Raw genomic sequence first — 12,771 nt, 5'->3', positions numbered from 1 at the left:
GGGTTCCACCTCGTTCGCGATCGGGCGACCGCCGCGTGGCCGTGCCGGGCGCCGCTGCGCAGCCCGCCAGCCCGGGCCGTCCCGTGAGCGTCATCGTGATCGATTCTCCCGTCCTGGCCGGAAAGAGCGCCGAGCCATGGGCGTCCACCTTTCCGGGGGGCGGGGAGGCGGGCGCACTGATGCGGGCCCACGACTGGAGCGCGTCGGAACTCGGCGAGCCGGCGACGTGGCCCCCGCCGCTGATGACCCTGGTCACGGTGCTCCTGGGCTCGCGCCAGCCGATGTTCGTGGCCTGGGGCGAGCACCGCATCCTCCTCTACAACGACGCCTACGCCCCCATGCTGGCGGCGCGCCACCCCACCGCCATGGGACGCCGGTTCTTCGCGGTCTGGCCCGAGGTCAGCGAGTCGGTCGGTGCCCTGATGGACCGGGTCTTCGCGGGCGAACCCGTCCATATGGACGACCTCGAACTCACGCTGCATCGCAACGGCTACCCCGAAGAGACGCATTTCGCCTTCTCATACACGCCGGTGCCGGGCGAGGGCGGTGTCATCGCGGGTCTGTTCTGCGCCTGCACCGAAACGACGTTCCAGGTCCAGGCCGAGCGGCATGCGGCGGGCGAGCGCAGGCGCCAGCGCCAGCTCCTGCAGCAGATGCCGGGCTTCGTCGCCGTCCTCGCCGGTCCGGACCACGTCTTCGAACACGTCAACGACGCCTATATCGCCCTTTCGGGTCCGCGCACCTTCGTGGGGCGGAAGGTGCGCGACGTCTTTCCCGAGATCGAGGTACAGGGATTCCTCGTCCTGCTCGACGAGGTCTATCGCACCGGGCTGCCCTTCTCGGCGCAGGCGATGCCGATCCAGCTCGCGGGCGACCCCCACACGCGCTTCATCGACTTCCTCTACCAGCCGATCCGGGACGACCAGGGAACGGTCACCGGCATCTTCGCCGGCGGCTACGACGTCACCGAGCGGGTCAGGGCCGAGGAAGCGCTACGGACCACCGAGCGCCGGCAGGCGTTCATGCTCGCCCTCGGGGACGGCCTGCGCGGGCAGGCGGACCCGCGCGCGGCCATGCAGGCGGCGGTCGACGCCCTCGGTCGCCACATCGGCGCGGATCGGGTCGGCTACGGCCTGATCGAGCCCGACGGCGACACCGTCACCCTCGAGACCGAATATCTCGACCGGGTGGGGCCCCTCGTGGGCACCTATCCCCTGGACGCATTCGGTCCGGGCAACATCGCCAACCTCCGGGCGGGGCGGACATCGGTCTATGCCGACGTCGAGGCCGATCCGGGCACGGCCGGTCTGGGGCTTGGCAACTACGGCATCGCCGCCCTGATCGCGGTGCCCCTGGTGCGGTCGGGCGAGCTGCGCTCGGCGCTCTACGTCAACCAGCGGGTGCGCAGGGCCTGGACGCAGGACGAGGTCGAGCTCGTCGAGGAGGTGGCGGCGCGGGTCTGGGACGCGGTCGAACGGGCCAGGGCCGATGCGGCCAGGCGCGAGAGCGAAGAGCAGTTCCGCGTCTTCGCCCAGGTGATGCCCAACCAGGTCTGGGCCGCGTCCGCGGACGGGCTCCTGTATTGGTTCAACGATCAGGTCTACGCCTATTGCGCGGCCGAGCCGGGCGAACTCGACGGCACGACCTGGACGAACATCGTCCACCCCGACGACATCGAGGCGGCGGGGCTGACCTGGGCTGCCTCCGTGGCCACCGGGGACGTCTACGAGGCCGAGTTCCGCATCCGCCGGTTCGACGACGCCTATCGCTGGTTCCTCGTGCGCGCCGAGCCGATCCTCGGCGCGTCCGGCGAGGTGCTGCGGTGGGTCGGCACCAATACGGACATCGAGGACCAGAAGCGCATCTCGGCCGAGCTGCGCCATCTCAACGAGACGCTGGAGCAGCGTGTCGAGGAGCGCACGCGCGAACTCGGACTGGCGGAGGATGCCCTGCGCCAGGCCCAGAAGATGGAGGCGGTCGGGCAGCTGACCGGGGGAGTCGCGCACGACTTCAACAATCTCCTGACGGTCATCAAGTCGTCCACCGACCTCCTGAAGCGTCCCGACCTGCCCGAGGAACGGCGGCAGCGCTACGTCGGCGCGATCTCCGACACGGTGGCCCGGGCGGCCAAGCTCACCGGGCAGCTCCTCGCCTTTGCCCGGCGCCAAGCCCTCAAGCCGGAGGTGTTCGATGTCGGGCGCAGCGTCACGGGGGTCGCCGACATGGTCGGCACGCTCACCGGTGCGCGTATCCGCATCGTCACCCGGCTGGCCGAGACGGCCTGCTACATCGACGCCGATCCGAGCCAGTTCGATACGGCCATCGTGAACATGGCGGTCAACGCCCGCGACGCCATGGAAGGCGAGGGCGTCCTCACGATCGCGGTGGCGGCGACGTCGCAGGTGCCGGCCATGCGCTCCCATCCCGCGCGGTCCGGGAACTTCGTCGCGGTCTCGATCGCGGACACCGGCGCCGGCATCGCCCCCGAGGACATCGAGCGCATCTTCGAGCCTTTCTTCACCACCAAGGGCGTCGGCCAGGGGACCGGCCTCGGCCTGTCGCAGGTGTTCGGCTTCGCCAAGCAGTCGGGCGGCGAGATCGAGGTTCGGAGCACCCCCGGCATCGGCACGACCTTCACGCTCTATCTCCCGCAGGTCCCCCCTGGCGGGATCGCCCAGACGACAGCGCCCGACGACGAACCGTCGAGCGACGGCCACGGCATGCGGATCCTCGTGGTCGAGGACAACATGGACGTCGGCACCTTCGCCACCCAGACCCTCGCCGAACTCGGCTATGCCACGGTCTGGGCGACCAACGCCGACGAGGCCCTCGCGGAGCTCTCCGGAAACGCGACGCGCTTCGATGTCGTCTTCACCGACGTCGTGATGCCGGGCATGAACGGCATCGAGCTCGCCCACGAGATCCGCCGCCTCCACGGGGACCTGCCGATCCTGCTCGCGAGCGGCTACAGCCACGTGCTCGCCCGCAACGGGACCGACGGCTTCGAGCTCCTCCACAAGCCCTATTCGGTCGAGCAGCTCTCGCGGACCCTGCGCAAGGTCGCCGCGCGACGCAGGCGCGGCGGCGGGTCGGCCGCCTCGTGAACACATGCGCCGACGGACCGTCGTCTCCCGCACACCGTCGCGGATCGCGATCGCCGCGCTTTGCACGCTCGGGCGCACGATGCTTGGATGGTGGCCTGCCGCCGCGTCCCTGAGGGTCGCGGGCGATGCCCTGTCGCCGGCAGCGCGAGGAGGGAAGCCAAGATGATCGCCAAGAACACGATCTGCCTCTGGTACGACAAGGACGCCGAGACCGCGGCCCGCTTCTACGTCGAGACATTCCCGCAGAGCACCATGGGCGCCGTCCACCGGGCGCCGGCCGACTACCCGTCGGGACAGGCCGGCGACGTGCTGACCGTCGCGTTCACGGTGGCGGGGATCCCCTGCATCGGCCTCAACGGCGGCCCGGCCTTCCGGCACAGCGAGGCCTTCTCCTTCCAGATCGCCACCGACGATCAGGCCGAGACGGATCGCCTGTGGAACGCCATCGTGGACAACGGGGGCCAGGAAAGCGCCTGCGGCTGGTGCAGGGATCGCTGGGGCATCTCGTGGCAGATCACGCCGCGCGTCCTCACCTCCGCGCTGGCGGCCGGCGGCGTGGCGGCGCAACGGGCGTTCTCGGCCATGATGGCCATGCGCAGGATCGACGTCGCGGCGATCGAGGCGGCCATGGAGACCTGACGGCACCTCGGCTGCGCCGCCCGCCCGGGCGCGAAGTATCCCTTCGCGACCCGAGACGGCCGGGCGGCACGGGTCGGGCCGACATCTGGGACGCTCAGACACGTCGCGCGACGGACGGCCGGCGTCCCCCATGGTAGTCCTGCGCAACCAGACGCGGCGGGGCAGCGTGGCGGACAGTCGAGGCCATCGTCGTGACGAATCGGCGTTCGAAACGCTTGTGGCCTCCGGGCAAAGCCCCCGGCCGGGCAGCCTCGAACGGGAGGGCGCCCGGGTGCATCCCGGGTCGGCGCTCCTGGAGGCCCTCGGCCGGCTGGGGTGCGGCACCGTGATCCTGAATCACCTCGGCGCGGTCCAGGCCATGAATGCGCAGGGCCGGGCCGTGCTGGGGCAGGAAACCGCCCTCGTCGGCGAGGCAGCTGCCGACGATGGCGCGATCGCCGGCGCGGTCAGCGCCCTCCTGGCGCGCGGGGCGCGGCGATTGGGCCTCGGGGTCGACGACTGGACGGTCGTCGCGCGCGAAGGCCGCCGGCCGCTCCTTCTGCGTGCGGTGCCGATCGCACAGGCGGGGGGCGAGCGCAGCGATACCGCCCTGCTCCTGATCGACCTCGACCGGCCGGTGGCGCCCGACCGTTTCGCGATGGAGCAGGTCTTCGACCTAACTCCCGCCGAAGCGCGTCTCACCATCCTCCTCACGGGCGGCGCGAGCCCGTCCGAGGCTGCCGCGGCGCAGGGCGTGAGCCTTGCCACGGTCCGCAAACAACTTGTGTCGATCTTCGGCAAGACCAGGACGCGCGGTCAGGTCGAGCTCGTTGCATTGGCATCGCGCCTGGCGGGCCTGCCTTGACGATCGTGCAAGCCGCCCCGGATCGAGCGATCGCTGCCTACCTTATAACATGTGTTGGTATTCGACTGAACGTCGACCGCCTCGACTATCGAGATACTGCCGCAGATTGGCCACAGTTAATCAAAGCCGGTGAATGCTCGCTAACGTTTAAGGCGCATCATCCATATGGATGATGCGCCGGCCGCGCCGGCCCACTATGCCACTGTGCGAGAAGGCGCCTGTGCGACCGCGAGACGGACAGTCTCTCGCGGTCGTGGTGAGGCGTGCAGATCACCGCGAACAAGAAGGACCGACGACGCCTCCCGATCGGAGGGGGATCGCCGGGGCCGGGGGCCATGTCATGTCGCAGTCCGTCAGCAACACCCAGCCGTCGCTCGTGGTGAAGTCCTACATCACGACCCAGGGGCTCTATCCCACGGCCGGCAGCGGCGGCCCCGGCACGGCCCCACAGAACGACGACGAATACATGGGCGTCATCCGGCTGACCGCCGCGTCCTACGCGCCGGGCGTGGATGTCAGCGGCCAGACCTTGAACATCAGGGGTAACGAGGCGCTCTACTCGATACTCGGAACGCGTTACGGCGGCGATGGCCGGACGACCTTCAAGCTGCCCGACTTCATGGGCGACGTGTCGGTCGGTGTCGGCGGCGGCTTCCTGACCGGCCTCGGACAGCACGGCGGGACCACCGCGACAGCCCTGACCACCGCCAACCTGCCGGCCAACCTCGGCGGACAGGGCCAGGCCTTCGACAACCACCAGTCCTCGGAGGCCGCCAACTACTTGATCTCGGTCAATGGATTCTTCGGCACCTATCGGGCCGGGACTCTGATGCAGACGGCATTCGACATCGTACCGGAGGGCTTCCTCCCGGCCGACGGACGCCTGCTGAACAGCGCGGATTATCCACTTCTCTACGCCGCGCTCGGCACGGCCTACGGCGGCGACGGGACCACGTTCCGCCTGCCCGACCTCACGGGACGGGCGGTCATGGGCGACGACGCATCGACGGTGATCGGCCAGCAGGTCGGCTCCGCCACCGTCTCGCTGACGAACGCCAACGCCCCGGCGTCGGCTGGCGGATCCGGCCAGGCCTTCGCCAATGGCCAGCCGGCCCTCGTCATGACCTACCTGATCGCGGTCCAGGGGCTCTACCCGGACCGTGACGGAGGGCGCGGCGCGTACTCGGAGCCTTACATCGGGGAGCTGTTCGCCTATGCGGGCACCGACGTCAGCGACGCAAACCTGCCGGAAGGCTACCTGCGCGCCGAAGGCCAGCTGCTGCCGATCAATCAGTATCAGGCGCTGTATACACTGATCGGAGCAACCTACGGTGGCGACGGAATCAGTGTCTTTCGATTGCCGGACCTGCGCGGCCGGGTCGCCGTGGACGACGGGACTGACCGCCCCCTCGGTCAGACCTTCGGCCAGGCGGGCGAGACCCTCGACGTCAACGAGATCCCGGCGCCGGCCGCTCCGGTGATCACCGGCCCGGCCAACGGCGCGACGACCACCGACGACACGCCCGACATCAGCGGCACGGCGAGTCCCAACAGCATCGTCACCGTCGTCATCGACGGCGCGACCGTGGGCACGACCAGGGCCAACGCCTCGGGCGCGTGGACCTTCACGCCGACCGTCAAGCTCTCGGACGCCGCCCATAGCGTCACGGCGGCGGCCAGCTATGGCGGCGATCAGAGCCCGGTCTCGACCGCCCGGACCTTCGCGGTGGACGTCAACGACGCGCCGGCCCTGACCGGCCCGCAGACGGCGCTCGCCGCCGGCAGCGAGGACACCGCCTACACCGTGACGGCGGCCCAGCTCCTCCAGGGCTGGACCGATGCGGACTTCACCACCCTTGCGGTGACGGGGCTGATCACCTCCGGCGGCTCGGTCACATCCGACGGCAACGGCACCTACACCGTCACGCCGGCGGCGAACGCCAACGGCCCGGTGACGCTGAGCTACCAGGTGAGCGACGGCGTCAACGCGGTCAGCGCCACCCGCACCTTCACGCTGGCCGCCATCAACGACGCCCCTCAGCTCACCGGCCCGCAGGCGACACTGCCGGCCGGTACGGAGGACACCGCCTTCACCGTGACGAGCGCTCAGTTGCTCCAGGGTTTCTCCGATCCCGAGGGCACGACGCTCGTGGTCTCGAGCCTCAGCGTCGACCACGGCACGGTCGTCAGCGACGGCGCGGGCGGCTACACGATCATGCCCGAGGCGAACTACAACGGGCCGCTCACGATCAGCTATTCGGTCGGCGACGGCACCGCCTCGCTCCCCGCGACCCTGAGCACGACGCTCGCGGCGGTGAACGACGCGCCGCGCCTNCGACCGAGCTCGAAGCCCTCGACGAGCGCGTGCGTTCGCGCCTGGGCGGCCACCCGCGGGCCGCAGCGCGCCACCCTCGAACTCGCCATGGACGGCCGGGTCGTCAGCGACGGCGCGGGCGGCTACACGATCACGCCCGAGGCGAACTACAACGGGCCGCTCACGATCAGCTATTCGGTCGGCGACGGCACCGCCTCGCTCCCCGCGACCCTGAGCACGACGCTCGCGGCGGTGAACGACGCGCCGCGCCTCACCGGCGCGCAGGCGACGCTCGCGGTTGGCACGGAAGACACCGCCTTCACGGTGACGAGCGCACAGCTGCTCCAGGGCTTTTCGGACCCCGAGGGCACGACGCCCGTGGTCTCGAGCCTCAGCGTCGACCACGGCACGGTCGTCAGCGACGGCGCGGGCGGCTACACGATCACGCCCGAGGCGAACTACAACGGGCCGCTCACGATCAGCTATTCGGTCGGCGACGGCACCGCCTCGCTCCCCGCGACCCTGAGCACGACGCTCGCGGCGGNCGGGCCGCTCACGATCAGCTATTCGGTCGGCGACGGCACCGCCTCGCTCCCCGCGACCCTGAGCACGACGCTCGCGGCGGTGAACGACGCGCCGCGCCTTACCGACGCGCAGGCGACGCTGGCGGACGGCACGGAAGACACCGCCTTCACGGTGACGAGCGCACAGCTGCTCCAGGGCTTTTCGGACCCCGAGGGCACGACGGTCGTGGCCTCGAGCCTCAGCGTCGACCACGGCACGGTCGTCAGCGACGGCGCGGGCGGCTACACGATCACTCCGACCGAGCCTCAGCGTCGACCACGGCACGGTCGTCAGCGACGGCGCGGGCGGCTACACGATCACTCCGACCGCGAACTACAACGGGCCGCTCACGATCAGCTATTCGGTCGGCGACGGCACCGCCTCGATCCCTGCGACCCTGAGCACGACGCTCGCGGCGGTGAACGACGCGCCGCGCCTCACCGGCGCGCAGGCGACGCTGGCGGACGGCACCGAAGACACCACCTTCACGGTGACGAGCGCACAGCTGCTCCAGGGCTTCTCGGACCCCGAGGGCACGACGGTCGTGGCCTCGAGCCTCAGCGTCGACCACGGCACGGTCGTCAGCGACGGCGCGGGCGGCTACACGATCACTCCGACCGCGAACTACAACGGGCCGCTCACGATCAGCTATNCCCCGAGGGCACGACGGTCGTGGCCTCGAGCCTCAGCGTCGACCACGGCACGGTCGTCAGCGACGGCGCGGGCGGCTACACGATCACTCCGACCGCGAACTACAACGGGCCGCTCACGATCAGCTACAACGTGGGCGACGGCACCGCGTCGATCCCCACGACCCTGAGCACCGCGATCACGGCGGTGAACGACGCCCCGCGCCTCACCGGCGCGCAGGCGACGCTGGCGGACGGCACGGAAGACACCGCCTTCACGGTGACGAGCGCCCAGCTGCTGCAGGGCTTCACCGACCCCGACGGCACGACGCCCGTGCTCTCGAACCTCAGCGTCGACCACGGCACGTTCGTCAGCGACGGCGCGGGCGGCTACACGATCACCCCGACCGCGAACTACAACGGGCCGATTACGATCAGCTACGACGTCGGCGACGGCGTCTCCTCGGTCGCCGCGACGCGCGATGTGACCATCGACGCCGTCGACGACGCGCCTGTGCTGGCTGAGCCCGGCACCGTCACGCTGTCGGAGAGCGCCGCCCCCGGGACGACGGTCGCGACGCTGTCGGCGACCGACCCGGACGGCGCCGGCGTGCTGACCTATGCGATCCAGGGCGGGAACCAGGCCGGCCTGTTCACCATCGATGCCACCACCGGCGTGGTCGCGCTGGCCGCCGGCAGGAGCGTCGACGCGCAGACCGCGGCCCGGCACGTGCTCGGCGTGCGGGCCACCGACGGCAGCGGCCTCGTCAACGACCGGAGCCTCACCATCGACGTGCTCGACGTCGACCGGGCGGGGGTCCTGACCTTGACGGGCTTGACCGACGGCAATGCCCGCGAGGGCACGCCGATCGTCGCGCTGCTGGCGGATGCCGACGGGGCGACGGGGGCGATCACCTACACCTTCACCGACGTGAGCGATCCTCAGGCCCCGAGGGTGCTGTTGACCGGATCGTCGGCGAGCTACACGCCCGACTACACCGCGGCGGGGCAGGCGATTGCGGTGACCGTCTCCTACACCGACGACCAGGGCCACACCGGCCTGGCCTCGGCCTCGGCCGGCGTGGTCGGGAACGTCGACGTCGCGCCGCCGCAGACGCAGCTCGTCTCGGGGCCGGCCGCCGTCACCCGCGCGACGAGTGCCACCTTCACCTTCTCGGGCAGCGACGATATCGCCGTCGATCACTACGAGGTCAGCCTCGACGGCGGCGGCTACGTCAGGACGACGAGCCCCTACACGGTGACCGGGCTGGCCGACGGCGTGCACAGCTTCGCCGTGCGGGCGGTGGATGCGGCCGGCAATGCCGACCTCACGCCCGAGTCCACCCTCTGGACGGTGGATACCCAGGCGCCCACGGTCTCCGGCGTCTCGCTGTCCGGTCCGGGGATCGTCAGGGGCTCCGGCACCCTGACGGTGGGCCAGAGCGTGATCATCTCGGTGGCACTCTCCGAGCCCGTCACCCTGACCGATGCCGGCGGCCTGCGCCTCCAGCTCAGCGACGGCGGCGTGGCGGCCTACGACGCCGCGGCCTCCGATGCCTCGCACCTGGTCTTCACCCACACCGTCGTCGTCGATGGGGTCAGCGCCGATCTCGCGATCACCGGGCTGACCCTGGGGAGCGCGACGATCCTCGACGCGGCGGGCAACGTCGCCTCGCTCGCGGGCGCGGCGACCAATCCCGCCGGCACCCTGCGCATCGACGGCTATACCGGCACGGCCGCCGCCGAGACCTTCCACGGCACCCCCGGCGCGGAAACCTTCAAGGGGCAGGGCGGCAACGACACCTATCTGGTCGACAACGTCGGCGACCGGGTGATCGAGGCGATCGGCGGCGGCAGCGACAGCGTGATCGCCAGCGTCAGCTACCGTTTGGCGGCGGGGCAGGAGATCGAGAGCCTCGCCCTGTCCGCCTCCACCGGCGGCACGGCGTTGACCCTCACCGGCAACGAGTTCGTCAACATCCTCACCGGCAATGACGGCGACAACACCCTCAACGGCGGTCTGGGTGCCGACACGATGACCGGCGGGGCCGGGTCTGACTTCTACGTGGTCGACGATGCCGGCGATTGCGCCATCGAGTTCGCCGGCCTCGGCACGGATCTCGTCTACGCGACGGTGTCCTACTCGCTCGGCGGGTCGCAGCTCGAGAACCTGACCCTCGCCGGCACCGACAACCTCACCGGCCTCGGCAACTCGCTCGCCAACGTCATCTCCGGCAACGGCGGCGACAACGTCATCAACGGCCTGGGCGGTGCCGACCGGATGAGCGGCGGGGCGGGGTCCGACACCTACTACGTCGACAACCTCGACGACAAAGTCATCGAGGCCACCGGCGTCGTCGGCACCGACCTCGTCTACGCCTCGGTGTCGTACTCGCTCGCCGGGGCGCACCTGGAGAACCTGACCCTGACCGGAGCCGGTAACCTCACCGCCACCGGCAACTCGCTGGCCAACGTGCTCACCGGCAACAGCGGCGCCAACGTCCTCGACGGCCTGGGAGGCGCCGACACCATGTCCGGTGGGGCGGGCTCCGACACCTACTACGTCGACACCATCGACGACCGCGTCCTCGAGGCCACCGGCGCCGTCGGCACCGACCTCGTCTACGCCTCGGTGTCGTACTCGCTCGCCGGGGCGCACCTGGAGAACCTGACCCTCACCGGGGCCGGCAACCTCACCGCCACCGGCAACTCGCTGGCCAACGTCCTCACCGGCACTCGCGGCGCCAACATCCTCGACGGCCAGGGTGGCGACGACGTCCTGACCGGCGGTGCCGGTGCCGACACCTTCGTGTTCAAGACCGCGCTCGGTTCGGGCAACGTCGACCACATCACCGACTTCGTGGCCTCGACCGCGGCGGTACACGATACGGTGCAATTGGCCCGCAGCGTCTTTGCGACCCTGGCCGCGGGCCAGCTCACCGAGGCCGCGTTCAAGGACCTCGGCGTGAGCGCCGCCGACGCCAGCGACCGCATCCTCTACGACAAGGGCACGGGCGGGCTGTTCTACGATGCCGACGGCAGCGGCTCGGCTGCCACCGCGGTGCAGTTCGCGGTGATCGACACCAAGGTCACGCTCAGCCACCTCGACTTCTTCGTCGTGTGAGCGGCTCGACCCCGCTTGCGGATGGACCCCGCCGGCTGTCGGCGCCGGCCTCGATCGGCGCCGACAGGCCGGGGAAAACACGGCCTCGGTCGCCGCATTCGGGGTATTGATCGGGACCGACGAAAAACCCGGTGCGGTTCGGTGTCGTATCGGTCGGCCTCACCGCTGCGCCGGCCGACCGGTCGCCGCCGACAGGGCCGCCATGAGGTCGCCCTCGAACAGGAGGGCCGAGCCGTAGTGGAACTCCAGGTCGAAGGGCCGGCGCGAGTTCATCGACAGCGAGGCGCTCTGCATCGCGATCAGGTGCCCGCCCTCGTCGAACAATCCAGAGCCGGAACCGCCGAATCCGTCGTTGCAGTCGTGGCGGACCCGGCGCGCGCCGGCCTCGCTCGGCGGGTCGACCTGTCGGATGAAGCAGGTCTCGAGACTGCTCGGCCCGCGGTAGTTGCCGTGGCCGCCGGGCGACACCATAACGATCGCCATCGTCGTCGGTCCCGTGGCGAGGCCTGAGACCCGCGGCATCGGTTGCGGGCGCACTCCCTCGGCGGGCTGGGTCAGGCGCAGGATCGCCCAATCGTCGGTGATGTGCAGCCCGGCGGCGTTCGTGGGCGCCCCCAGTTGCAGGCTCGCTGGCACGAAGTCGTAGTTGCGCCCGCCGATCTGGAAGAAGCAATCCGCGACCTCGCGGGTGGTCTCCATCCGCCGGTTGCGAAAGTTGTGAGCGTTCAGGACGACCACGGACGGGTCGCCGATGAGCCATGCTGCGGACGCCTTGCGGGGGATGCCGTCCGGGCCGTGGCAGTACAGCACCCCGGCACCCGGATAGCGGTCGACGTCGGCACCGGTCATGTCCCTGCGGCGGTCGACCGGATAGAGGGCCGCGACCCGAGCCGGGGAGGCGGGCGCCACGGGAACGGCGAGGCAGGCCATGAACAATCCGGCGGCGGCCGAACGGGCCGAGCGCCGAACGGATATACCGGGCGCGGGCGGAAGTCCGGACCGGTGCCGTCGCCAGATCCCTCGCGTCATCCCGCTCCTGCCTCCCCCGATGACTTGGCGACGATCCGGTCTCTCACCGCTAGTCCGCCGCGTCCTTCTTCACGGATACGCAGATCTTGACCGCCTGCTCGAGCTTGATGTCGCCGGGATTGCCGATATTGGCGGTCTCTTCCAGGCACTTGATGAAGTAGTTCATGTCGAGTTCCGGTGACAGGCTCGAGAACGCCCGTCCCATGCGGGTGGCGAAATCGACCTTCTCGCCCGTGGTGGCGCGCGGCCAGCGGGCGACCTTGTCGTCCAGCGTCAGTTTGGCCGCCTGCGCCGGAGGAGCCAGGCAGACCAGGGACAATAAGAATACCCTCAGTGTCTTCACCGCCATCGATCACCGCCTGTCCTACTAGGGTGCCATGATTGTAGCGGTTGCGGCACCCGAGTAAAGGCTCGCCGCCGCCGAGATCCGATATCACGTCTTCTTTATCTGCCGGGTATGGCCGAAACACCTGAGCGAATGCGCAATAGAAACGCTTCTATTGCCACTTTGTCCCGCCGTAAAA

The 12,771-nt window shown here is 70.1% G+C and carries 5 protein-coding genes; 3 read left to right on the top strand and 2 right to left on the bottom strand.

Annotation, left to right across the window (positions count from 1 at the left end; genetic code table 11):
• The first annotated feature begins 95 nt into the window (after positions 1-95).
• From ASG59_RS19580 to ASG59_RS00185, 3 genes are all read left to right on the top strand, one after another.
• A complete protein-coding gene (locus ASG59_RS19580; protein WP_156399053.1) occupies positions 96-3,104 on the top strand; it encodes a PAS domain-containing protein in 3,009 nt (1,002 codons plus the stop codon).
• A 165-nt stretch (positions 3,105-3,269) separates the two neighbouring features.
• The gene (locus tag ASG59_RS00190) at positions 3,270-3,743 is read left to right on the top strand and encodes a VOC family protein (protein WP_156399072.1); all 474 of its coding nucleotides are present in this window, start codon (positions 3,270-3,272) and stop codon (positions 3,741-3,743) included.
• Between the two features lie 130 nt (positions 3,744-3,873).
• Complete coding sequence (locus tag ASG59_RS00185) at positions 3,874-4,587, top strand: helix-turn-helix transcriptional regulator (RefSeq protein ID WP_156399052.1); 714 nt, start codon at positions 3,874-3,876, stop codon at positions 4,585-4,587.
• A gap of 6,790 nt (positions 4,588-11,377) precedes the next feature.
• Here ASG59_RS00185 and ASG59_RS00175 read toward each other — a convergent pair.
• Positions 11,378-12,148: a trypsin-like peptidase domain-containing protein gene (locus ASG59_RS00175; protein WP_056406298.1), complete on the bottom strand. Its 771-nt coding sequence runs from the start codon at positions 12,146-12,148 to the stop codon at positions 11,378-11,380.
• Between the two features lie 148 nt (positions 12,149-12,296).
• Entirely contained in the window at positions 12,297-12,596 is a 300-nt protein-coding gene (locus ASG59_RS00170) for a hypothetical protein (protein ID WP_244472314.1), read from the bottom strand.
• Between the last annotated feature and the right edge of the window lie 175 nt (positions 12,597-12,771).

It is taken from the genome of Methylobacterium sp. Leaf466 (assembly GCF_001425565.1).
GTDB lineage: Bacteria > Pseudomonadota > Alphaproteobacteria > Rhizobiales > Beijerinckiaceae > Methylobacterium.
Note: the sequence above shows the minus strand (reverse complement) of the source record. Positions and strands in the feature narration are given on the sequence as shown.

What these genes read in the sequence shown, in the direction of transcription:
- ASG59_RS00185 (WP_156399052.1), top strand. Translation starts at nt 3,874, where the DNA reads ATGGTAGTCCTGCGCAACCAGACGCGGCGGGGCAGCGTGGCGGACAGT.
- ASG59_RS00170 (WP_244472314.1), bottom strand. Translation starts at nt 12,596, where the DNA reads ATGGCGGTGAAGACACTGAGGGTATTCTTATTGTCCCTGGTCTGCCTG.
- ASG59_RS00175 (WP_056406298.1), bottom strand. Translation starts at nt 12,148, where the DNA reads ATGGCCTGCCTCGCCGTTCCCGTGGCGCCCGCCTCCCCGGCTCGGGTC.